This window comes from Micromonospora sp. NPDC049374 (genome assembly GCF_040677165.1).
GTDB lineage: Bacteria > Actinomycetota > Actinomycetes > Mycobacteriales > Micromonosporaceae > Micromonospora.
On sequence record NZ_JBFAQH010000008.1, the window covers coordinates 1 to 23,177 of the forward strand.

General features: G+C 70.8%; 22 protein-coding genes and 1 pseudogene. 18 read left to right on the forward strand and 5 right to left on the reverse strand.

Going from position 1 to position 23,177, the window contains the following annotated elements:
- The 3 genes from AB0J93_RS15090 to AB0J93_RS15100 all read left to right on the forward strand — a co-directional run.
- The coding region (locus tag AB0J93_RS15090) for a glycoside hydrolase family 11 protein (protein WP_363922075.1) at positions 1-486 on the forward strand (486 nt) is incomplete at its 5' end.
- 271 nt (positions 487-757) lie between these two features.
- Positions 758-1,651, forward strand: coding sequence for a DUF1996 domain-containing protein (locus AB0J93_RS15095; protein WP_363922077.1), 894 nt, complete (start codon positions 758-760; stop codon positions 1,649-1,651).
- A gap of 74 nt (positions 1,652-1,725) precedes the next feature.
- Complete coding sequence (locus tag AB0J93_RS15100; protein WP_363922079.1) at positions 1,726-2,175, forward strand: hypothetical protein; 450 nt, start codon at positions 1,726-1,728, stop codon at positions 2,173-2,175.
- Between the two features lie 57 nt (positions 2,176-2,232).
- Here AB0J93_RS15100 and AB0J93_RS15105 read toward each other — a convergent pair whose 3' ends face one another.
- Positions 2,233-2,649 carry a DUF6223 family protein gene (locus AB0J93_RS15105; RefSeq protein WP_363922081.1) on the reverse strand — a complete coding sequence of 139 codons (417 nt, stop codon included), beginning with the start codon at positions 2,647-2,649 and terminating at the stop codon, positions 2,233-2,235.
- Between the two features lie 229 nt (positions 2,650-2,878).
- Between AB0J93_RS15105 and AB0J93_RS15110 the strand changes: the two genes are divergently transcribed.
- On the forward strand, positions 2,879-4,012 hold the full coding sequence (locus AB0J93_RS15110; protein WP_363922083.1) for a histidine kinase: 1,134 nt from the start codon (positions 2,879-2,881) through the stop codon (positions 4,010-4,012).
- Positions 4,009-4,671, forward strand: a complete 663-nt coding sequence (locus AB0J93_RS15115; protein ID WP_363922085.1) for a response regulator transcription factor — start codon at positions 4,009-4,011, stop codon at positions 4,669-4,671. Before AB0J93_RS15110 ends, AB0J93_RS15115 begins: the two co-directional genes overlap by 4 nt.
- 58 nt (positions 4,672-4,729) lie before the next feature.
- Here AB0J93_RS15115 and AB0J93_RS15120 read toward each other — a convergent pair whose 3' ends face one another.
- Together AB0J93_RS15120 and AB0J93_RS15125 are read right to left on the reverse strand one after the other, a co-directional pair.
- Positions 4,730-7,456: a M48 family metalloprotease gene (locus tag AB0J93_RS15120; RefSeq protein ID WP_363922087.1), complete on the reverse strand. Its 2,727-nt coding sequence runs from the start codon at positions 7,454-7,456 to the stop codon at positions 4,730-4,732.
- Positions 7,440-7,961: a hypothetical protein gene (locus AB0J93_RS15125; RefSeq protein ID WP_363922089.1), complete on the reverse strand. Its 522-nt coding sequence runs from the start codon at positions 7,959-7,961 to the stop codon at positions 7,440-7,442. Before AB0J93_RS15125 ends, AB0J93_RS15120 begins: the two co-directional genes overlap by 17 nt.
- A gap of 122 nt (positions 7,962-8,083) precedes the next feature.
- Between AB0J93_RS15125 and AB0J93_RS15130 the strand changes: the two genes are divergently transcribed.
- From AB0J93_RS15130 to AB0J93_RS15185, 12 genes and pseudogenes are all read left to right on the forward strand, one after another.
- Positions 8,084-8,857, forward strand: coding sequence for a (Fe-S)-binding protein (locus AB0J93_RS15130; protein WP_363922091.1), 774 nt, complete (start codon positions 8,084-8,086; stop codon positions 8,855-8,857).
- Between the two features lie 17 nt (positions 8,858-8,874).
- Positions 8,875-10,284: a lactate utilization protein B gene (locus AB0J93_RS15135; RefSeq protein ID WP_363922536.1), complete on the forward strand. Its 1,410-nt coding sequence runs from the start codon at positions 8,875-8,877 to the stop codon at positions 10,282-10,284.
- Positions 10,266-10,940: an LUD domain-containing protein gene (locus AB0J93_RS15140; RefSeq protein WP_363922093.1), complete on the forward strand. Its 675-nt coding sequence runs from the start codon at positions 10,266-10,268 to the stop codon at positions 10,938-10,940. The genes AB0J93_RS15135 and AB0J93_RS15140 overlap by 19 nt, the downstream gene beginning before the upstream one ends.
- 69 nt (positions 10,941-11,009) lie before the next feature.
- Positions 11,010-11,459 carry a helix-turn-helix transcriptional regulator gene (locus AB0J93_RS15145; RefSeq protein ID WP_363922095.1) on the forward strand — a complete coding sequence of 150 codons (450 nt, stop codon included), beginning with the start codon at positions 11,010-11,012 and terminating at the stop codon, positions 11,457-11,459.
- 4 nt (positions 11,460-11,463) lie between these two features.
- Positions 11,464-11,874, forward strand: coding sequence for a VOC family protein (locus tag AB0J93_RS15150; protein WP_363922097.1), 411 nt, complete (start codon positions 11,464-11,466; stop codon positions 11,872-11,874).
- The gene (locus AB0J93_RS15155; RefSeq protein WP_363922099.1) at positions 11,871-14,249 is read left to right on the forward strand and encodes an excinuclease ABC subunit UvrA; all 2,379 of its coding nucleotides are present in this window, start codon (positions 11,871-11,873) and stop codon (positions 14,247-14,249) included. Before AB0J93_RS15150 ends, AB0J93_RS15155 begins: the two co-directional genes overlap by 4 nt.
- 354 nt (positions 14,250-14,603) lie before the next feature.
- The gene (locus AB0J93_RS15160; protein WP_363922101.1) at positions 14,604-15,350 is read left to right on the forward strand and encodes a hypothetical protein; all 747 of its coding nucleotides are present in this window, start codon (positions 14,604-14,606) and stop codon (positions 15,348-15,350) included.
- Between the two features lie 518 nt (positions 15,351-15,868).
- Positions 15,869-17,065: a helix-turn-helix transcriptional regulator gene (locus AB0J93_RS15165; RefSeq protein ID WP_363922103.1), complete on the forward strand. Its 1,197-nt coding sequence runs from the start codon at positions 15,869-15,871 to the stop codon at positions 17,063-17,065.
- A 321-nt stretch (positions 17,066-17,386) separates the two neighbouring features.
- Positions 17,387-17,734, forward strand: a pseudogene (locus tag AB0J93_RS15170) (hypothetical protein); the annotation flags it as partial.
- Positions 17,731-18,021, forward strand: a complete 291-nt coding sequence (locus tag AB0J93_RS15175; protein WP_363922105.1) for a hypothetical protein — start codon at positions 17,731-17,733, stop codon at positions 18,019-18,021. The pseudogene AB0J93_RS15170 and the gene AB0J93_RS15175, both read left to right, overlap by 4 nt.
- A 319-nt stretch (positions 18,022-18,340) precedes the next feature.
- Positions 18,341-19,840: a SulP family inorganic anion transporter gene (locus AB0J93_RS15180; RefSeq protein WP_363922107.1), complete on the forward strand. Its 1,500-nt coding sequence runs from the start codon at positions 18,341-18,343 to the stop codon at positions 19,838-19,840.
- Positions 19,840-20,286 (forward strand): MerR family transcriptional regulator, encoded by a 447-nt coding sequence (locus AB0J93_RS15185; protein WP_363922109.1) that lies wholly within the window; start codon positions 19,840-19,842, stop codon positions 20,284-20,286. The genes AB0J93_RS15180 and AB0J93_RS15185 overlap by 1 nt, the downstream gene beginning before the upstream one ends.
- A gap of 84 nt (positions 20,287-20,370) precedes the next feature.
- Here the strand turns inward: AB0J93_RS15185 and AB0J93_RS15190 are convergent, their stop codons facing one another.
- Together AB0J93_RS15190 and AB0J93_RS15195 are read right to left on the reverse strand one after the other, a co-directional pair.
- Positions 20,371-21,606: a cytochrome P450 gene (locus AB0J93_RS15190; RefSeq protein WP_363922111.1), complete on the reverse strand. Its 1,236-nt coding sequence runs from the start codon at positions 21,604-21,606 to the stop codon at positions 20,371-20,373.
- Positions 21,607-21,701: 95 nt separating this feature from the next.
- Positions 21,702-22,343, reverse strand: a complete 642-nt coding sequence (locus AB0J93_RS15195) for a response regulator transcription factor (RefSeq protein ID WP_363922113.1) — start codon at positions 22,341-22,343, stop codon at positions 21,702-21,704.
- A gap of 65 nt (positions 22,344-22,408) precedes the next feature.
- Between AB0J93_RS15195 and AB0J93_RS15200 the strand changes: the two genes are divergently transcribed.
- The gene (locus tag AB0J93_RS15200) at positions 22,409-23,134 is read left to right on the forward strand and encodes a sensor histidine kinase (RefSeq protein ID WP_363922115.1); all 726 of its coding nucleotides are present in this window, start codon (positions 22,409-22,411) and stop codon (positions 23,132-23,134) included.
- The last annotated feature ends 43 nt before the right edge of the window (positions 23,135-23,177 follow it).

A 23,177-nucleotide genomic window follows, 5' to 3' on the forward strand; every position in this document is an offset into this window, starting at 1 on the left:
CAGTACTGGAGCGTCCGGCAGCAGAAGCGCAGCAGCGGCACCATCACCACCGCCAACCACTTCGACGCCTGGGCCCGGGTTGGCCTGAACCTCGGTAACCACTACTACCAGATCATGGCGACCGAGGGTTACCAGAGCCAGGGAAGCTCGGACATCACCCTCTCGGAAGGCGGCACCCCCGGCCCCGGCCCGACCAACCCGACCACCCCGCCGCCCGGTAACGGCGGCTGCACGGTCAGCGTGAACCGCGCCGAGGATTGGAACGACCGGTTCAACACGACCTTCTCGGTCAGCGGCAGCAACAACTGGACCGTCACCATCCGCACGAACGGTGGCCAGAGCCTGCAGAACAGCTGGAACGCCTCGATCAGCGGCAACAGCGGCACGCTCACCGCACGTCCGAACGGCAACGGCAACAACTTCGGCATCACGCTCTGGAAGAACGGCAACAACACCACGCCGAGCGCGACCTGCTCAACCGGCTGACCTGGTGAACCGGGTGGGGCGTCGACCGAGGCCGACGCCCCACCGCCACCGCCAGTACCGGCACTGCGACGGGCCGACCCTGAGGGTCGGCCCGTCGTTGCTGCGCCCAGCTGGCGTCTGTATTGACAACCATCGACATTCGGGTGACGCTGATGTGTGAGAGCGCTCTCTCGGTCACAGCCGCGACCACACCAGTCCGGCCAGGGGAGCTCCGATGTCCACGGCGGCGGCGTCGGAAGGACCCCTGACCCTCCCCGACAGGAGCCATCAGATGGAAAACGCCGCACCCCACCCCGTCAACCACAGCCGGCTACGCCTCGCCACCGCGATCGGTGCCCTGCTGGTGCTGCTCGGCAGCTACGTCGTGGCCAGCACCGCGCCGGCCGACGCCGCCCCGGGCATCAACGCCATCCGGGTGGCCGAATTCCCGGCCGACTGCACGTACAGCCATCGGCTCCCGGACGACCCGATCGTCTTCCCCGGGCTGCCCGGCGCCTCGCACATGCACAGCTTCTTCGGCAGCACGGTGACAAACGCCCACACCACGCTGCCCGACCTGGTCGGCTCCGCCACCACCTGCAACCCTCGGGTGGACGTCTCGTCGTACTGGGTGCCGACCCTCTACCGCGACAACGTGCCGGTGGAGCCGTCCATCGCCACGTTCTACTACCTGGGCGAAGGAGTACGCGCCGACGTCGTCGCGCAGACCCAGCCGTTCCCACTGGGGCTGCGCCTGGTCGCCGGAAACGCCCGGGCCGCCGGACCGGGCGACAGCATCGCCCGCTGGTCCTGCCTGCACGCCGGGCACGTGCCGCCGTCGAAGGACTTCGTCACCTGCCCGGCCGGCACGATGCTGGAGTCGTACCTGGACTTTCCGCAGTGCTGGAACGGCCGGGACCTCGACTCGCCGGATCACAAGAGCCACCTGGCATATCCGGTGAACCAGGCCTGCCCGGCCAGCCACCCGGTGCACGTGCCGAAGCTGCGGCAGGTGCTGCGGTACCCGGTCAACGGTGACCCGGCGCGGCTACGGCTGGCCTCCGGGCCGGGCTACACGATGCACGGCGACTTCTTCAACGCCTGGCCCGTGGAGGAGCTGGCGCGTCGCGTCCGCGACTGCATCCGTCCGGTCATCAAGTGCGGACACGACGGCAGGCCGCTCTGAGTCGACCCGTGACACCCGACGGCGGGCCCGGTCGTGCCGGCCCGCCGTCGGGCGGACGCGAAGGAGGAGGCCGGGTGCGAGCCCGACCCGCTACGCTGCTCGCCGCGCTGCTGCTCGTCACCGGGTGCGCCGCCGGAACGCCACCCACCGCCGGACCATCGTCGCCGCTGTACACCGGGCCGTCGCCGGCCCTCGCACCGGCGGCCGACCCACCACCGGCCGGCGGGCCGCCCACGGTGGCGTTGCCGGGTACGACCCGACAGTTCAGCGCCACCGACATCGCCTGGCTCCAGCTGACGGCGGCCATGGCCGAACGGCTGCTGCCGATGCTCGACCTGGTGCCGAACCGGACCAACGACCGGGGCTGGCGGCGGCTCGCCACCGCCGAGCAGCAGGGCGGTGCCCACCCGGCGACCACCGCGTTGGCTGCGGCCGTGGTCCGGACCGGCACCGCCCACCTCGCCCGGCTCGACCACCTGGACCGGCCACCGACGCTTCCCCCGGTGCCTGGTCCACCACAGTGACGGCGACCCCTCGGCGGCGACGGCGACCGTCGGCCGTGTCCAACCAGCCGCGGCCAGTCAGTCGACACGCCGGGAGCGGGCCAGCACGACTCCACCGACGACCACGGCGATCAGCCCCACCACCAGCGCCACGTAACCGCCGCCCCGTCCGTTGCCGGTGCCGATGCCAGCGTCCGAGGTGACCACGACCAGACCACCGAGGGCCATCCCGACCGCCCCCGCGACCAGGGCGATCCAGCCCGCCCGCACCCTGCCGGTGCGGAGACGACCCGGGGCGAGCGCCAGTCCGCCGACGACCACCCCCGCGAGTGCCACCAGGGCGGCCACCGTCGATCCGATCCGGCCGCTGCTCATGCTCATTCCCTGGGCGGCGGTCGGATGGGCGGCGATGTGCGTGGTCACCGGTGCGGCGAGTCCGACCGCCCCGGACGGGATGGCCACGACGGTGGTGAGCACGAGCCTGACGATCGTCATGTCTGTCTCTCCTCTGTGGTGCGACTGGTCGTGGATCCGACTTCACCGATCATGTCGGCGGGCGTACCGACGGTCATCCGGCCGGTGTAGGCACTTGCGGCTGCCGCAGCCGGCATGACCTGCTGCCACGTACGCGGTTGGCCGCCGCCCCACTACCGCGTGCGTGGTAGGTGGCCAGTCGTCCGTGAGCAGGAGTCGCCGGGCCGCGCCGGCCGGTTAAGGTGCGCGCATGGGCGAGCGGTGCGGACGGATCCTCAGGGGCGCTGCGGTCAGGGACTGGGCGATCGCGGTCGGCGTGACGGCAGTGCTGCTGATCGCCGGGCTGTCCGCGACACGCCCCGCCACCGGGGAGGACCTGTTCGGTTACGCCTGGTTGGTGACCGGCGGCCTGGCGTTGGCCGCGCGTCGACGGGCTCCGGTCGCGGTGCTGATCGTCACCGGGGTGTGCGCGGTGGGCCACCAGGCGACCGGCATCGAGGTGCCCGCCGTCGCGTTCCTGTTCGCGGTGTACGCGGCCGTACGGGCGGGGCACCGCGTGGTGACGGCTGTGGCGGGGGCCGCGATGCTGGTCTCCCTTCCGCTCGCGGCCCTGGCTCTACCACCGGGACTGCCCGTCGGCGAAGCACTCGCGCGGGCCCGCGACGCCCTCGAAGTGGCCTGGCTGATCGCCGCCGGGGCGGCGGGTGAGGCGCTTCGGCAGGCCGAGCGGCGTGCGGAGGAGGCCGAGCGCACCCGGGAGGAGACGGCACTGCGCCGCGCCGACGAGGAGCGGCTGCACATCGCGCGGGAACTGCATGATTCCCTCACCCACCAGATTTCGATCATCAAGGTGCAGGCCGAGGTCGCCGTGCACCTGGCCAGCCGGCGCGGCGAGCCGGTGCCGGAGGCGCTGTCGGCCATCCGGGAGGCCAGCCGCGAGGCGACCCGGGAACTGCGCGCGACCCTGGAGACGCTGCGCGCCGACGGCACCGCCACCTCGCCCGGGCTCGACCAACTCCCGGAACTCGTGCGACGGGCCCGGATGGCCGGCCTGGACGCGACGTTGACGATCGACGGACAACGGCCCGACGTGCCGGTCGCGGTGGGCCGCACCGCCTACCGCATCGTGCAGGAGTCCCTCACCAACATCGCCCGTCACGCGTCGGCCGCCACGGCGTCGGTGCGGGTCGACTACCGGCCGGGCATCCTCGCGATCCGGGTGGACGACGACGGCGCCGCCGCTCCGGGCCGCGCGGCGGCACCCGGCGTCGGACTGCTCGGAATGCGGGAACGCGTCGCCGCTCTCGGTGGACTGCTGCGGGCCGAGGCACGCGACGAGGGCGGTTTCACCGTCCACGCCGAGCTTCCGGTGGGCGCGGCATGATTCGCGTCCTGCTGGTCGACGACCAGCCGCTGCTGCGCAGCGGATTCCGCGCTCTGCTCGACATCGAGGACGACATCGAGGTGGTGGCCGAGGCCGCCGACGGCCAGCAGGCGCTGACCCTGGCCCGCAAGCACCTGCCCGACATCGCGCTCGTCGACATTCAGATGCCGGTCATGGACGGCATCGAAGCGACCCGGCACATCGCCGCGGATCCGGCGCTGGCCGGCGTGCACGTGGTCATCCTGACCAACTACGGTCTGGACGAACACGTCTTCCACGCGCTGCGCGCCGGTGCCGCCGGTTTCCTCGTCAAGGACATCGAGCCGGCGGATCTCGTGCACGCCGTCCGGGTGGCTGCCCGCGGCGAGGCCCTGCTCGCACCGTCGATCACCCGCAAGCTGATCGACAGGTACGTCACCGAGCCGCCGCGGACGCAGACCGGTGCGCGACTGAAGGAGTTGACCAACCGCGAACGGGAGACGGTCGTTCTCCTCGCGCAGGGCATGTCCAACGACCAGATCGCCGAACGCCTGGTGATCAGCCCACTGACCGCCAAGACCCACATCAACCGGGCGATGACCAAGCTCCATGTCCGCGACCGTGCCCAACTGGTGGTCATCGCCTACGAGTCCGGCCTGGTCGCCCCCCGCGACCGCTGACCTCGACGGTTCGCGGTGCGGCAAGGTGCGGCATCCCGGACACCCGGGTACCAGCCGGTCACGGTTCAAGCAGGTGGTGCTCCACGGTCGTCAGGACCAGCCGGAGCAGTTGCTCGTCCAGCGGCTCCTGCCAAGCGGAGACGAACACCGTGACGACGGCGTACCCGACCGCCATCATCACGTACGCATTGTCCGCGGCCAAGGTGCCGTCGCCGGCAAGATCGGCTGTCATCGTGCTGTCGTACCGCCAGCTCAACTCGCCGATCCTCGGCGCGGTGGCGGCCTGGACCTCGACGTCCAGCGAGTCGTCGAGCGTGAACGACGGGCAGGCCCGCCGGGCGTCGCGGGCGGCGGTCAGCACGGCTTCGCCCACCGCGGCGTCGTACGCGTAGACGGTGACGGTCAGGTCGGTGTACGGGAATCCACCGTCCGTCGGTTCGCTGGTGTAGGTCCGCTTGCCGGTCGCGCGCAGGCTGGACTCACCCACCGCCAGGAACCGCTCCCTGACCAGTGGCTCACACTCGGGGACGGAAACAGCCACCCGCGCCGACACGATGCCCTGACCAGCCGGTCCGGATTCGGGGGCACCCCAGCCGAACGGGATCACCTGCACGCTGGACTGGGCCGCCCGGTCGGCCTGCTCGGCGGTGAGCACCCGCCGCGCCACCTCGTACCGTCGGTCGAACTCCGCCAGCCGGCGCTGGGCGGCGTTGGTGGCGACGCCACCGGGCACGCCGACGTTGACGACCACCACCGCGACGGCGGCGACCAGCACCGCCGTCGCGGTCGTCGCGGCTGTCGCACCGAGCCAGGCCGGCGTGGTACGGCTCCGCATCGCGCTCCAGAAGATCACCGGCCCGCGCCGGGCGGCGCACAGCGGTATCAGCAACGCCGCCAGCAGTATCACCGTGTAACCGAGCCAGAGCGGGCCAACCGCGACGTCCATGATGAACATGTCCGGTTCGGTCGGCCGGTCCGTCAGCCAGCCGTACCCGTAATGCGTCGCCGTGGCGGCGACGGTGGTCGCGGCCGCGGCGAGCACCCCCCGCGCCCAGCCGTACGGCCAAGAGGTGGTCAGCGTGACCACGACGAGAACCACTGCGCCGGCGGCGGCAGAGAGCCACCACCGCTGCTGCTGCGCCCGCAACTGGTCGGTCAGGCCGGCACCCTGCACGGTCACCAGGATCGCCGCGGTGCCGCCGAGCGTCGCCGCGACGAGCGCCACCAGCCACGAGCGGCGTCCTCCGGGCAGGCGTCGCGGCGACAGCAGCGCGTAGACCGGCAGCAGCGCGTAGACGAGAGCCGGCCACACCTGGTTGGCCAGCCCGTAGGTGAGCAGGTAGCGCAGGTCGTCGACGTCGTGCAGCACCATGGCCACCACACCGACCGTCCAGATCGCAGCGACAGCGGCCAGGCCGGCCGCACTCCCGGCCAGGCAGGCGTGGACCGGCCGCTGCCGGCGAGCCGCCAACTCGGCCAGGTGGGCGGCGAGCGCGACCACCCCGGCGGCGACCAGCGCGAGCAGCACCACGGAGAGTGCCGTACGCGTCGCGTCACCCGGCCGCACGAACGGGTAGCGAAATGGCCCGGACAGAAACACGACCGGCATGACCACCGCTGCGGCGGCGACTCCGGCACCGGTGCCGAGCACCGGCCGCCACCACCCCCGGTGCGGCAGCCGGGCCCGCCGCAGCAGCGACGGAAACAGCAGGCCGAGCACGGCGACACCGGCCACCACCGGGACGATCCCGTTACCCCACGTGTACCACCGTGGATCGCCGAAGTAGACCAGCACGAGGAGGGTGTACATGACGGCGACGGCGACGAAGCCGACCGCCACTGCCTGTGCGAACCCGCCCTCGTAGCCGGGCACCGGCCGCCGTAGGGCGCGCATCCGGTCCGTCGGGCTCGGGTGGCGGGCCAGCATCCGGCGGGGCCAGCCGAACGGTCGTCGCTGCGCTGCCGGCACCGTCCGGGCGAACGACGCGGTCAGGGCGGCCTCGGCGCCCACGCTCGCGGCGTAACGGTCGGCCTCGTACTCGCGCAGCCGCAGCAGCGCCGCCGCGAGCACCGTCACGACCACCGCCAGCAGCGCGACCCCGAGTTGTGCCGCGACCAGCCGTGGTGTCACCCCGACCAGGTTCAGGAAGGGCACGCCGGCCAGCGCGAAGGCGGGCGGGGCCAACCATGCCGGACCTCGGATCGTCGAGACCCAGCTGACATCGCGGGCCAGCACATGCGCGATCTCATGGGAGGCGACCGCGTCGAACCGGTCACCGGCGTCGAGGGCCAGCCGCGCCGGCACCACCACGGTGGGTCGCCGGCCGGGCAGGGCGGTGGTGAACGCGTGGCGCACCGCCGGCCCGGCCACCCACAGCCGAGGCGTACGCCCACCCGACAGCCCCTGCCGCCGGCACAGCTCGGCGAAGCGTTGCTGGGCCGGCGGGACGTCGAGCCGGCCGAGGCGACCGAGGCGACGCAGATCCCACCACGGTACGACCATCGCCAGCGCCAGGGTTCCGGCGAGCAGGACGAGGGCGGCGGCACCAACCACGGACCCGTGGACTCTGACCTGCTCCGCCGCGCATGCGCGAAAAGCGTCGAGGGACTCCCGGTGCAGCGCCTCGCATCGCCCCGTCGTCAGCTCGTACGGAAGCACCAGGGACAGGGTGCCGTGGAAGAACAGGTTGCCGGCCGCCACTCCCAGGCTGGTCAGGGAGAGCGCGATCAGGGCGTACAGCCACCACAGCGGCCGGGGCCGGTGCTGGTCAGGGGTGGGTGTCATCCGGCGGCGCCGTGCTGAGGTGAACCGCACCGACCAGGGCATCGGCGAGTAGGTCGGCGGCGACCTCGTCGAGCCCGAGCGTCGTCGCGTGCCCCCGTGCCACCGCCCGCAACCTGGTTACCTGGGCGGTGGTCAGCACGACCCGACCGTCGACCGTCGGCAGGGCGGTGCCGTCCAGGTCATCCGCGGCGGGCCGGCGTCTACCGCGTACCCACCAGCGCCGCCACCGCGATCGGACCGTGGCGGCACCGAGACGCAGCACGTCCAGGACCGATGCGGCCACCACCTCGATGACGATCGCGCTGACCAACGCGTCCTCGATGCCGAAACCAACCCCGCCGCCCGGTGCCCGGCGTTGCGCCACCCCGGCCCGCCAGGCGGCGGCCACCTGGTCGAAGATGCCCGACTCCGCCGGGGCGATCTGCCCGCTCACCTCCCGGGCCAACCGGATCACGGCCTCGGATCCGTTGACCGTCGCCGGTGGACGGGCGGGTTCGATCGTCAACGCCGGCTCCCCGAGGCACCTCATGCACGGACGGCAGGTCCGCCACAGACTATCGTGCGCTACGGGCCCGGCGGGGTCCCGTAGCGTCGGGACGGGTGCGGCGGGGGTGGGGGAGGTGCGGCGTGCGGATTGCGTTGTTCGTGACGTGTCTGGCGGACACCCTGTTCCCCGAGGCGGCGAAGGCGACGGTGCGGTTGCTGGAGCGACTCGGTCACGAGGTGGTGTTCCCGCCGGGGCAGACGTGTTGTGGGCAGATGCATGTCAACACCGGCTACCAGGCGCAGGCGGTGCCGTTGGTGCGTCGGCATGTGCGGGTGTTCGATCCGTACGACGTGATCGTGGCGCCGTCGGGGTCGTGTGTCGGGTCGGTGCGGCATCAGCACGTGACGGTGGCGCGGCGGGCCGGTGATGTCCGGTTGGCGTCCCGGGCGGAGTCGGTGGCGGCGCGGACGTTCGAGTTGTCCGAGCTGTTGGTGGACGTGCTCGGGGTGACCGACGTCGGTGCGTTTTTCCCGCACCGGGTGACGTATCACCCGACGTGTCATTCGCTGCGGATGTTGCGGGTTGGCGACCGGCCGGTGCGACTGCTGCGCGCGGTGCGGGGGCTGGATCTGGTGGAGTTGCCGGCGGCGGAGCAGTGTTGTGGGTTCGGGGGCACCTTCGCGGTAAAGAACGCGGACACGTCGACGGCGATGTTGGCGGACAAGATGCGGCATGTGGTGTCCACGGGTGCGGAGGTCTGCGCGGCGGGGGATGCGTCGTGTCTGATGCACATCGGTGGTGGGCTGTCGCGGACGCGGACCGGGGTGCGCACGGTGCATCTGGCGGAGATCCTGGCCTCGACCGAGCAGGACGTCGTTACCGACGGGCGGGGTGGGCTGGTGGTGGGGTCGTGAGGCGGACCTTCCTGGGTATGCCGGCGACCGCCCCGGCGGGCGTGGGCCATCTGCGTGGCGCGGAGCCGTTCCCGGCTGCCGCCCGGCGGGCGCTGGGCGACGCGCAGTTGCGCCGTAATCTCGGGCATGCCACGGCGACGATCCGGGCGAAGTCGGCCGGGGTGATCGGTGAGGTGCCGGACTGGGAGCAGTTGCGGGCGGCCGGGTCGGCGATCAAGGCCGACGTCATGGCGCGGTTGCCGGAGCTGCTGGAGCAGCTTGAGGATCGGGTGACGGCCGCCGGGGGAGTGGTGCACTGGGCGGCCGACGCCCATGAGGCGAACGCGATGGTCGTGGACCTGGTGCGGGCCACCGGTAGTGACCGGGTGATCAAGGTCAAGTCGATGGTGACGCAGGAGATCGGTCTCAACGAGGCCCTCGAGGCGGCCGGGATCGCGCCGGTGGAGACGGATCTGGCCGAGCTGATCGTGCAGTTGGGTGAGGATCGGCCGAGCCACATTCTGGTGCCGGCGATCCACCGTAACCGGGCCGAGATCCGGGAGATCTTCCTGCGGGCGATGCCGGGGGTGGATCCGGGGTTGACCGACGAGCCAGCGGTCCTCGCCGCAGCGGCGCGTCGGTTTCTGCGGCAGACGTTCCTGTCCACGTCGGTGGCGGTGTCCGGGGCGAACTTCGCGGTGGCGGAGACGGGCACGCTGGCGGTGGTGGAGTCCGAGGGCAACGGTCGGATGTGTCTGACCCTGCCGCAGACGCTGATCACGGTGATGGGTGTGGAGAAGGTGGTGCCGACCTGGCGCGACCTGGAGGTGTTCCTGCAACTGCTGCCCCGCGCCTCGACCGGGGAGCGGATGAACCCGTACACCTCGATGTGGACCGGTGTGACTGCTGGTGACGGGCCACAGGCGTTTCATCTGGTGCTGCTGGACAACGGTCGCAGCGCGGTGCTCGCCGACGAGGTGGGCCGGCAGGCGCTGCACTGCATCCGCTGCTCGGCCTGCCTGAACGTGTGCCCGGTCTACGAGCGCACCGGCGGGCACGCGTACGGGTCGGTGTATCCGGGGCCGATCGGTGCGGTGCTGTCGCCGCAGCTGACCGGGGTGGCCGACAACGCCTCGCTGCCGTACGCGTCGTCGCTCTGCGGGGCCTGCTACGACGCCTGCCCCGTGAAGATCAACATCCCGGAGCTGCTGGTGCACCTGCGCGACCAGGCGCCGCACCCGCGCGGCGAGTCGGCCGCGATGGCCGCCGCCGCGTACGCCATGGACCACCCGGCCCTGTACGCGGCGGCGCAACGCGCGACCCGGCTGAGCCGGCTGACCGGCCGGCGCGGTCGGGGCCTGCCACCGCCGCTGTCCGGCTGGACCACCGGCCGCGACCTGCCCGAGGCACCACCGCAGACCTTCCGCGAGTGGTGGGCGCAGCGGTGAACGCCCGGGAGACCATCCTCGCCCGACTCCGCGCCGCCCTCGACCCCGCGGCCCCCGACCGGGCCGCTCTTGACCCCGCCGCTCTCGACCCCGCCGCTCTCGACGCGGCCGCGTCGGTGCCGGTGGAGGTGCCACGCGACTACCGACGTGACGGCCCGGTCGACCTCGACCGGCTGGTCGACCGGCTCACCGACTACCGCGCCCATGTGCACCAGGTCGCCGAGCCGGCCGTCGCCGACACCATCGCCGCCATCCTGCCGACCGGCGCGAGCATCGTCGTACCACCGGGGCTGCCGGCGGCCTGGCTGCCCCCGACCGTGACCGCCCGGCCCGACGACGACCTCGACAACCAGCAGATCGCCGCCGCAGATGGCGTCGTCACCGCCGCCGCCGTCGCCATCGCCGACACCGGCACGGTCGTGCTCGACGGCTCACCCGACCAGGGCCGCCGCGTGCTCAGCCTCCTACCCGACCTGCACATCTGCGTGATCCGCACCGACCAGGTCGTCGCCGGCGTGCCCCAGGCACTGGCCCGCCTCACCCCGCACCGACCACTGACCTGGATCAGCGGCCCGTCAGCCACCAGCGACATCGAACTCAACCGGGTCGAAGGCGTCCACGGCCCCCGCACCCTGCACGTCATCCTGCTGCCCTGAGCGCTCCGCGGCACGCCAGGCGGCCGGCGAACTCGCCGCCTGTCGGACCGGCGTGGCACGATCGCTCAGGTGACCAGCAGATCCACCACCGAACAGCGCCTCGACGATCTGGCCCGGCTGCGCCGCGTGCGTGACCGCATCGACCGGGAGTACGCGCAGCCGCTTGACGTCGAGGCGCTCGCCCGTGGGGTCAACATGTCGGCCGGGCACCTCAGCCGCCAGTTCCGGCTGGCCTACGGCGAATCCCCGTACGGCTATCTGATGACCCGGCGCATCGAGCGGGCCATGGCACTGCTGCGTCGTGGCGACCTCAGCGTCACCGATGTCTGTTTCGCGGTCGGCTGCTCGTCGCTGGGCACCTTCAGCACCCGTTTCACCGAACTGGTCGGCGTGCCGCCCAGCGTCTACCGCCGCGACGCGGCCCGCGCGACGAAGGGGATGCCCTCCTGCGTGGTGAAACAGGTGACCAGACCGGTCAGGAATCGAGAAGCCGTGGCCCGCGCGCCGCAGTTAGCGTGACGACATGGACATCACGATTCACGCCAGTTTCCTGCCGCACAACGACGCGGACGCCGCCCTGGCCTTCTACCGTGACCTCCTCGGCTTCGAGGTCCGCAACGATGTCGGCTACCAGGGCATGCGCTGGATCACCGTCGGCCCGCCCGGTCAGCCCGGCACCTCCGTCGTGCTGCATCCGCCGGCCGTCGACCCCGGGGTGACCGAGGAGGAGCGCCGTACCATCACCGAGATGATGGCCAAGGGCACCTACTCCTCGATCCTGCTGGCCACGCCCGACCTCGACGGTGTCTTCGAGCGGTTGCAGGCCAGCGACACCGAGATCGTGCAGGAGCCGACCGAGCAGCCGTACGGGGTTCGTGACTGCGCCGTCCGGGACGCCGCCGGCAACATGATCCGTATTCAGGAAGTGCGATGAGCAAGGACAACCGGTCGGCGGCATCGCAGGCCGCCGACAGCCACGATCTGATCCGGGTGCAGGGTGCCCGGGAGAACAACCTCAAGGACGTCACCGTCGAGCTGCCGAAGCGCCGGCTGACGGTGTTCACCGGCGTCTCCGGTTCGGGCAAGAGTTCGCTGGTGTTCAGCACCATCGCGGCGGAGTCGCAGCGGCTGATCAACGAGACCTACAGCGCCTTCATCCAGGGCTTCATGCCGACGTTGGCGCGGCCGGAGGTCGACGTCCTCGACGGGCTGACCACCGCGATCATCGTCGACCAGGAGCGGATGGCCGCTAACCCACGGTCCACCGTCGGCACCGCCACCGACGCCAACGCCATGCTGCGGATCCTGTTCAGCCGGCTCGGCAAGCCGCATATCGGCTCTCCCCAGGCGTACTCCTTCAACGTCGCCTCGATCAGTGGCGCCGGCGCGGTGACCATCGAACGGGGCGGCACCACGACGAAGGAACGGCGGAGCTTCAGCATCACCGGTGGCATGTGCCCGCGCTGTGAAGGCACCGGGCGGGTGACGGACATCGACCTGACCGCGTTGTACGACGACAGCAAGTCGCTCAACGAGGGCGCGATCACCGTGCCCGGTTACAGCATGGACGGGTGGTACGGCCGGATCTACCGCGGCAGCGGCTTCTTCGACGCGGACAAACCAATCCGCAAGTACACCAAGAAGGAGCTGCACGACCTGCTCCACAAGGAGCCGACCAAGATCAAGGTTGACGGGATCAACCTGACGTACGCGGGTCTGATCCCGCAGATCCAGAAATCGTTCCTGTCCAAGGACGTCGAGGCGATGCAGCCGCACATCCGCACCTTCGTGGAGCGGGCGGTCACCTTCACGACCTGCCCCGACTGTGGCGGCACCCGGCTGAGTGAGGCGGCCCGGTCTTCGAAGATCAAGGGCGTCAACATCGCCGACGCCTGCGCGATGCAGATCAGCGATCTCGCCGAGTGGGTACGCGGGCTGCGCGAGCCCTCCGTGGCGCCGCTGCTGGCGTCGTTGCAGCACACCCTCGACTCCTTCGTCGAGATCGGGCTCGGCTACCTCAGCCTGGACCGACCGTCCGGGACGCTCTCCGGCGGCGAGGCGCAACGCACCAAGATGATCCGCCACCTCGGCTCGTCGCTCACCGACGTCACCTACGTCTTCGACGAGCCGACCATCGGGCTGCACCCACACGACATCCAGCAGATGAACCGCCTGCTGCTGCGGCTGCGCGACAAGGGCAACACCGTGCTCGTGGTGGAGCACAAGCCGGAGACGATCGCCATCGCCGACCACGTCGTCGACCTCGGCCCCGGCGCCGGCACGGCGGGCGGCACCGTCTGTTTCGAGGGCACCGTCGAGGGACTGCGGGCCAGCGGTACGCTCACCGGCCGGCACCTGGACGACCGGGCCACCCTCAAGAAGTCGGTGCGCACGCCCACCGGGCAACTGCCGATCCGTAAGGCCTCGACGCACAACCTGTGCGACGTCGATGTCGACATCCCGCTCGGGGTGCTGGTCGTGGTCACCGGCGTCGCCGGTTCGGGCAAGAGTTCCCTGGTGCACGGGTCGATCCCGCCCGGTGCCGGGGTGGTGTCGATCGACCAGGGCGCGATCCGTGGCTCACGGCGGAGCAACCCGGCGACGTACACCGGACTGCTCGACCCGATCCGTAAGGCGTTCGCCAAGGCCAACGGTGTGAAGCCGGCGCTGTTCAGCGCCAACTCCGAAGGCGCCTGCCCCAACTGCAACGGCGCCGGTGTCATCTACACCGACCTGGCGATGATGGCCGGCGTCGCCACCGTGTGCGAGGAATGCGAGGGCAAGCGGTTCCAGGCCTCCGTCCTGGAATACCGCTTCGGCGGTCGGGACATCGCCGAGGTGCTCGCGATGCCGGTGAGCGAGGCGGAGGAGTTCTTCGGGTCCGGCGAGGCGCGCACGCCGGCCGCGCACCGCATCCTCAATCGGCTCGCCGAGGTCGGCCTCGGCTACCTCAGCCTCGGCCAGCCGCTCACCACGCTCTCCGGCGGCGAGCGGCAGCGGCTCAAGCTGGCCACCCACATGGCCGAGCAGAGCGGGGTCTACGTGCTCGACGAGCCGACCACCGGGTTGCACCTTGCCGATGTCGAGCACCTGCTCGGCCTGCTCGACCGGCTCGTCGACTCCGGCAAGTCGGTCATCGTCATCGAACACCACCAGGCGGTCATGGCCCACGCCGACTGGATCATCGACCTGGGTCCGGGCGCCGGCCACGACGGCGGTCGGGTGGTCTTCGAGGGCACTCCCGCCGATCTCGTCGCCGCCCGGTCCACCCTCACCGGCGAGCACCTCGCCGCCTACGTGGGCGACTGAAAGCCACCGAGGAGGGGATCTGCTTGTCAGTCCGCTAGCGGACAGCGGATGCTCTTGAGAGGTTGTTCGCGCCGCATCAGCCGGATCGGTCGACGTGGGGCCTAGGCGGCAGCAATGGGCCGGGACGAGGACAGCCGTCGTCTGCCGGACATGGACAGTCGCCCGGTCGCAGATGCCGACGGATCCCACCAGACGGAGTGCTCAGAACTTACTAGCGGAGGCTCGGGGTGGCTCTCGGTCAGGGTCGGCAGAGCTCGAAATCTCCCACCTGACGGATACGGCATCTGCCGCCGTGGCGGGGACTGCGTAGACCTCGTTCGGGATGCCGCTGGTGCGGTCTCTATAGTGCTCTTGGTGGCGATTCCATCAGTGTTGCAAGAGTCACTGCACGATCCGGTGTTCTGGGCGCGGTACACCTTTGCGCACGAGGAGGGGCCCGGGGCGGATCGGCTTGGTGACCTCGAAGGCCTGCTCGACGACGATGACGACGATGCGGATGAGGACTCCGCCGACTCGTCACTCGACGTGGCCTTCGAGGTCGGCGATGGCCATCACGTCGTACTGAGCATCGACGCCTCCGCCGACTCCTACAGCCTGGGCATCACCACCCCTGACTTGGCCGAGCCAGCCGAGCTCGGATGGGACGACCTCGCACACTGGCACCCGCATGCGTTGCGCTGGCCCGAACTCGACCTGATCTGCCGGGCGATCGCCGCGCGGAATCCGCAGCTGCAGCACCCCGGGGCTCCGTTGGCCCTGCTGTGCCGGTTCGCTGCCGTCTTTGACGATGACGACGTGGACCAGGCCGTCGCCGCCGTCGACGAGGCATACGCCGCATTACGTCCTCCGCAGTGGGAGGGCTACTGGCCGTGCGGCGCTGACTGGCTCGATCGCGTCGACTTCCGTGGTGAGAACGTCATCTGGCAGCGGGACGAGGCCGGCAACCTCTGGGCCCACCAGGACGACGCCGACCGCGACGGCGAACCCTTTTACAGCACGCGGCTAGGGCCGGATTCCGGCACGGGCGACGGGTTTCCACACACCCCGCTCCGGGCCGTGCTGAGCGCTGCCAGGGCGACGGTGGGCGACCCGCAGGCCTGACCGACTACGCGGCGAGTACTGCCCAGATCATGTCCCAGATCATCGCGTTCCTGATCGAGAATGACGCTCCGCAGATCTTGGCACAGTTCCGTCACGAGGCCGTTCAGAACCTCTCGTAGCGCTCAGTACGGCGCAAGCCAAAGGAACATGGTCCACGTGCCAGACGTGTGCCAGGTCGACAGGTGATGTCGGGGGATTGACGGGACTGGCGGGGAGAGCGGTGGCATGGACACAGGTCACCGCCGTGCCAGGCCAAAGGTGTTGGTGAGATCCCCTGGCAATGTGGGAGTCTTGGCCGTAGCTGTCGACAGCAGCGGTGACAGCAACCGGTCGAGACGAGGACAACCGGCGGCGGTCGGACGCGGACAGTTGCCCGAGGTCGCGGACGCCGACGGACCCCGCCAGACGCGGCACCTAGAACTTGCAACGAGGGGTCAACGGCGTGCGACGTTGAGGGTACGGTCGATGGGGTGGCGGCTGGGTGGGTTCGCCTGGCCTGTTGAGCTTGGAGCGGCGTTATGGCCTCGTCCGTCGATCCGCGCTTCGGTGTAGCCCTGCGTGAGTTTCGGGAGCGGCGTGGTCTGTCGCTTCGATCTCTGGGGCAGCTCGCGCATCGGAGTAAGAGTCACCTGCAGGAGTTGGAGACAGGGCTGAAGGCTCCGACAGCGGACACGGCGCGCCACCTGGACCAGATTCTCGATGCGGGAGGCGTGCTTGCTGGCCTGGTGGATGCGCCGGTCGACCACGCCGCCGAGGCTGGCGAGCTGCTTGCGAGAGTCGCCGCCAGTGACGTGAGCAGAGACGTGCTCGACCGGATCGAGCAGGGCGTTGACGATCTGGCCAGTTCCTATCCGACGATGGCTCCGGCGGATCTTTTGCCGTTGGTGCGGCGGCAACTCGCTTATGTGGGACGGTTGCTGGATGGACGGGTCACGCTTGCTCAACGGCGTCGGCTGTTGATTGCCGGTGGCTGGCTGGCGGTGCTGCGGGCGACCGTCCACATCGATCTGCGGCAGCGGACTGCTGCGGCTGCCCATTTGCGAGCTGCTCGTGATCTTGCCGTGCATGCGGAGCATGGCGAGATCCAGGCATGGTGTCTCGAAACCCGGGCCTGGGACGTGTTGACTCAAGGTGACTACCGGACCGCACTCGATCTTTCCGATCAAGCTCAGCGAGTCGCCCCGAAGGGTAGCTCCGCCCGCATCCAGGCGACTGCTCAGGAGGCCCGTGCGTGGGCGCGGATCGGGGACGTGGGTGCGACTCGGCGGGCGTTGGACCGGGTTGAGCGGCTGACGGCGAATCTGCCTGTTCCCGAGCGAGCCGAGCACCACTATCGGTACGACCCGGCGAAGGCCGCCGCCTATACGGCCACGACTCTGGCATGGGCGGGTGACCCCGGTGCCGAGCAGGTAGCGCGGGCGGTGTTGGCCGAGTTGGACCCGCACGGCGATGGGGGAGCGCGGCCCCGCCGGTCCGCGTCGGCTCGTCTCGACCTTGGTCTTGCCCTGGTCGCTGCCGGCCGGCCGGATGAGGCGATCGCTCTTGGGGCGCAGGCGGTGGCGTCCGGACGGGTGGTGCCGTCGAACTGGTGGCGGGCTGCGGAGTTGCTGGCGAAGGTGGAGCAGTCGGGGGTACCGGAGGCCGCGACATTGCGTGACCTGTGCATCGAGTACGCCCCGGGACGTCGACCACCAGCGGACAGCACACCTGGTTAGCGGACAGTCACCTTCTGGATCGACTACGCGCGCGGCGTGACGCTTGACCTCTGCACGCGGGCACGGATCGAGGCGCATCAGCAGATGGCCCTCCGTGTCCTCAGGAGGGAGGGCTGGACAGGTGGCGGTGGCTATTGGACTCCTGCGGCGAATAGTCAGCCGGTACTTCCCGTCGTCACCGACGGTGTCGGGGTTCGGCCAGCGCGTACAGACGATGGAGCAGGAAGCCGCCCGGCGGCGGCTGTTGGACCAGGCGCGAGGCGTACGACAGCATCCGGCAGCGGATAGGGATGCGTCAGTGTCGCGGGAGCGGCGCGTCTCGTACGACGAGTACCTGTCGGCCACCGCGTTGACTTTCGCTCGTCGGCATCGGCCGGTGTGGTCGTGGCAACTGTGGCGGCGGGTCTGCCGGTGCGGAGCCGACCTGCCGTGTCGGGCTCGGCACCGGATTCCGATCAATCGGGGTCACTGGCCGCAGGAGAGTGAGCAGTGACCGGCGGCCCGGAGCAGGTGATCCTCGCGGTCCACGTCCGAGGGCTCGATGGCATGTGCGTCGGCTGCCGCGCGTGGTGGTCACGGCTCGCCCCGTACCCCTGCTGGCAGGTGGATTGGGCGACCAGCCGGCAGGCCCGCGCGAGCGTCGCTCGGTTCCTGGGCGGTGTGCGGTGAGCACCCACGGCCCGGTGCTGCCGATCTGGAGCTGCGGCGGTTGCGACCTGCCCTGGCCGTGCCCGACCCGACGGCGGGAGCTACGCGCGGAGTACGCGGATGCGCCGGTGTCGCTGGCCCTTTACCTCGGCGGCTACCTCGTCCAGGCCGCCGAGGACATGCCCTGGGCACCGGCTGGCGCGATGCACCGCCGCTTTATCGGCTGGACCCGGCAGCCGTCGGAAGTGCAGCAGCGACGTACCGCAACCGTACCGGTCGGCCGGGACAGGCGTCACCAGGCCGGATGACCTCGTATCGAGCCCGACCCGACCGGCCTGCCGAGAGTTCATACCCACGGCGGTGAGGGCCTTCGCCACCACATCGTGATGATCATCACCGTGGGGTGAAACCTACCCTCTCCGGAGGGTAGGTTTCGTGCTGGTCGTCGAGGTGCGGCTACGGTCCCTCGCGGTCTTCTTTTGAGCGGTCTTCTGTCGGGCGACGATGCCCGGAAACGGTCCGGAAACGTCCGACCGGTACTGGTATGTGCAGATCACGTCGTTCCCTGCCAGGGGAGCGGCATCGTGTGTGCGTCTGGGGCGTGCACCCTGAAGTGGAAACGGCTGTATGTCTTCGATGCTGTCCGCGGTCGTCCGGCCGCGTCTGTCCCGCCCGTCGTGGTTGTCGCCGAAGGTGTTCCGGACCGAGGTCCTCGCCGGGCTGGTGGTGGCCCTGGCGTTGATCCCGGAGGCGATCAGCTTCTCGATCCTGGCCGGGGTGGATCCGCGGGTCGGGTTGTTCGCCTCGTTCACGATGGCCGTGGTCATCTCGATCTGCGGTGGCCGGCCGGCGATGATCAGCGCGGCGACCGGCGCGATCGCCCTGGTCGTCGCGCCCCTGGCGAAGGAACACGGCCTGGACTACCTGATCGCGGCGGTGATCCTGGGCGGGTTGATCCAGGTGCTGCTGGCCGCCCTCGGGGTGGCGAGGCTGATGCGGTTCATCCCGCGCAGCGTGATGGTCGGTTTCGTCAACGCCCTGGCCATCCTGATCTTCGCCGCGCAGGTGCCGTACCTGCTCGGGGTGCCGTGGCTGGTCTACCCACTGGTCGCCCTCGCCCTGGTGATCATGGTCGGGCTGCCCCGACTCACGCGGGCCGTCCCGGCGCCGCTGGTCGCGATCATCGTCCTCACCGTGATCACGGTGGTCGCCGCAGTGACCGTGCCGACCGTCGGTGACCAGGGTGAACTGCCCAACAGCCTGCCCACCCTCGGCCTGCCGCAGATCCCCTGGACGATGGACACCCTGGCGCTGATCGCCCCCTACGCCGTCGGTATCGCGCTGGTCGGGCTGATGGAGTCGCTGATGACCGCCAAGCTGGTCGACGACATCACCGACACCCACTCCAACAAGACCCGCGAGTCCTGGGGTCAAGGGGTGGCCAACATCGTCACCGGCTTCTTCGGCGGCATGGGCGGCTGCGCCATGATCGGCCAGACGATGATCAACGTGAAGGCGTCCGGCGCCCGCACCCGACTGTCGACGTTCCTGTCCGGCGTCTTCCTGCTCATCCTGGTCGTGGCGCTCGGCGACGTGGTGGCCACCATCCCGATGGCCGCCCTCGTCGCCGTGATGATCATCGTCGCGGTCTCGACCTTCGACTGGCACTCCGTGGCCCCCGCCACCCTCAAGCGCATGCCGCTGGGGGAGACCCTGGTCATGGTCACCACCGTCGCCACCACCCTGGCCACCCACAACCTCGCGATGGGCGTCGTCGCCGGAGTGCTCACCGCCATGGTCATCTTCGCCCGCCGGGTCGCCCACCTCGTCGAGGTCACCAGCGTGCTCGACCCCGACGGCGGTACCCGCATCTACTCCGTACACGGCGAGTTGTTCTTCGCCTCCAGCAACGACCTCGTCTACCAGTTCGACTACGCCGGCGACCCCGACAAGGTGATCATCGACATGAGTCGCGCGCATGTCTGGGACGCCTCCTCCGTCGCCGCCCTGGACGCCGTCACCACCAAGTACGCGGCGCGGGGCAAGACCGTCGAGATCGTCGAACTGAACAAGCCCAGCGCCGCCATCCACGGCAGCCTCGCCGGCACCCTCAGCGCAGGCCACTGATGCCCCTCACCGGACGCGACGCCGAGCCGCGACACGCCGGCGGCCCGGCACCCGGCCGACTCATGCAGATCGGCGAAGCCGCCGAGCGGGTCGGCCTGAGCATCCGCACCATCCGTCACTACGAACAGGTCGGGCTCATCGTCCCGTCGGCTCGCACCGACGGCGGCTTCCGCCTCTACACCGAACCCGATCTGGACCGCCTCGGGGTGGTCAAACGGATGAAACCCCTCGGGTTCACCCTCGACGAGATGCGCGACCTGCTCGGCATCCTCGACGCGCTGCGCGCCGCCGACGTTGACGAACGTCCCGCCCTGCTCGACCGGCTCGCCATGTTCCACACCCTCGCCACCACGCGGGTTGACGCGCTCCGCGAACAACTGGCCACCGCCGAAGGCTTCGCCGACACCCTGCGGCAGCGGATCGACAAGCACACGCCCCAGGACTGACCGGCCCGATCCGCCGGGAAACGCACGGCCCTGCATCGCGCCGGGTGGCGGGAAACCGGTGCCGTGAGCCGTTCGCTGCGCAGTTCACGAGGCGTGAGACGTCTCGATGACCAGGCCGCTGCGCAGGCGAGTCGGAATGCGGTGCAGCGGGATGGTGAGGTCCTGCTCCGGCACCGCATAGTCCAGCCGCGCGAGTCGGACGGCGAGCGACTGGAGCAGCGCCACGGTGATGGCCTCGCCGGGGCAGCGGTGCCCGGTGCGTGGATCGCCGCCGCCCTGCGGGATCAGCTCGAAGGGGCCGATCTCACGATCGACGAACCGGTCCGGGTCGAAGCGGTACGGCTCGGGCCAGAGCCGGGCGTCGTGGTTCTGGCCGTACAGGTCGAGCAGCACCATCGCCCCCTTCGGGATCGGTACGCCGCGCCAGGCGAGGTCGGCTACGGCGAGGCCACCGACGAAGGGTGCGAACGGGTAGAACCGGCGGATCTCGTGGGCGAACGCCCGGGCGAAGGCCGGGTCGTCGGCGCGCAGCCGGTCCCGCTGGGACGGCCAGCGGTGCAGGGCGTGGCCGGCGAACGTCAGGAACCAGGCCACCGCCACCGTCGGCCGGATGATGTTGAGTAGTTCGACGGCGGCGGTACGTGCGTCGAGCGGTCGACCGTCAGCGTCGCGATGGTCTGCCACCGCCGCCACCGCCGAGCCGGCCGACGCCTCGGCTGAACCGCGGCGAACCCGCCGTACCAGGTCGGAAAGCCAGCGCTCGCGGCGCCCCCGAGCCCGGCGCGCCCGCCAGTGTCGCGGCCCGGCCGTGGCGAACCCGTCCACCGCGGCCACCAGGTCGGCGGCGAGTGCCGGCACCTCGTCGCGCCGGACCGGGATGCCCGTCCAGTCGCAGACCGCCCGGGTCAGCACCTGGGCGGTCTCGTCGAAGAGCACCACCTGCCGGCCAACCCAGGAGCGGGCCGCCTCGTCCCAGGCGGTCTCGGTCCGGACGACGAGGTCGTCGACGCCACCGCCGTTCAGCAGTGACATGAACATCGCCTTGCGGGCCCGGTGCGCCGCACCGTCGAGGGTGTGCACGGCGCCCCGCCCGAACAGGGTGCCGCGTACCGGCTCCGGGATCGCTCCGTGACGCCGCACGTGCCGCTCGTCGTAGAACCACTCGGCGGCCTCCGGCCCGCGCAGGGCGATCGCCCGTTGCCCGAGCAGGCGGGTACGCAGCACATCCGACTCGCCACGCCGCAGCCGGTTGGGCAGCCAGGCGTAGCCACGGATGGCGAGTGGGAGGGTGTTGTCGAGACGGCTGATCAGATCGGGCATGCCGGGTGGTGCCCGCCAGATGGTCCATCAAACCAGCGACCAGTGGGAGTCGCCGCACCCCGCCGTCGGGCTCGTCGGCCCGGTGGTGCGGCCGGTCAGTCGCCCAGCAGGCCCGCGTGCCCGGCGAGCGCCGCGGCCTCGGCACGGTTGGAGACCCGCAGTTTGCGCAGCAGCGCGGCGGTCATCCGTTTCACCGTGCGTTCCGAGACGTGCAGCTGATCCGCGATGGCCAGGGTGCTGCGACCGGCGGCGATCGACCGGAGCAGGACGCGCTCCTCGACGTCGAGATCGACCCGGGCCCCGGGGCCGGAGCGCAGCAAATCCCGCAGGAGCTGGGCCGGCAACACGGCCCACCCGTCGAGAACCGCCAACAGCGGCGGCAGCAGGGCTTCGGGTTCGGCGCTCTTGGGCAGGAACGCCTCAGCGCCGGACCGCAGGGCCTCCAGCGCCGGGGCCGGATCGCCGTCGCCGGACATCGCCACCACCCGCACCCGGGGGGTGGTGCGGCGGATGGCCGCCACGGCGCGGATGCCGCCGGGAGCGGGCATGTGCAGGTCGACAAGCGCCACGTCCGGTAGGCACCGGCACATCAGGGAGGCCGCCGCGGCGGCGTCACCGGTGGAGCCCACCACCCGTACCCGCCCGGCGGTGGCCGCCGGCAGCAGCAGTTCGAGTCCACGGGCGAACAGCGGATGGTCGTCGACGACGGCCACCCGGATGGCCGGGGACTCGGGCATGCCTGTTCCCTTCCCGAGCGGGTACCGATCATGCGGCGGGTGCCAGCTCGGGGGAGTGGGGACGGATGCGCGGACGGATCGGTCGATTGCTGGGGGCGCTACGCGGTACCGATACTCCCGGTGGTGGTGCCACGGCCGGCGCCGCCTCCCGCGACCTGCTGTTGCGGGTGTTCTGTCACGAACTTCGTACGCCGGTCAGCACGTTGACCTCGCTGACCCGGGCCCTCGCCGACGAGGCGAGGCCGCTGACCGGCGAGGACCGTCGGGCCATTTCCGCACTCGCCCGTGACCAGGCGGCGTACCTGCAGACTCTGCTCACCGAGGCGGCGACGAGCGTGGGTGCCCTGACCCTGGTGGCCGGGCGGAACGAGCGTGCGGTGCCGCTGGCGGAGATCCTGCCCGCCGTGGCGATGCTCGTACCGGTCGAGCGGCGGCGCGTGCGGGTCACCCGGGAGGCGGCGCGGTGTGCGGTGCCGGCCGGTCGTACCCGGCAGATGTTGGGCAACCTGGTCGAGAATGCGCTGCGGCACGGACCGGCTGCGGGGCGGGTGGGCATCCGCGCGGTGCGCCGTGGGGCCGATCTGAGCATCAGTGTCCTGGACGAGGGGCGCGTGGCGGACAGCCTGGTCGAGGCGCTGCGCCGGCCCTCCCCGGCCGTCGGCATGTCCGGCCTGGGGCTGTGGATCGTCCGGGAACTCGTCGCCGCCGACGGCGGCCGGGTGCGTCTGCACCGGCTGCGGCCCGACGGGGTGGCGGTGGAGCTGCTGCTACCGGCGCGCCAGGCAGGTTGACCCGTCCGGGCCACCGGTCGGCCCGGACGGGCCAGCGATCCGG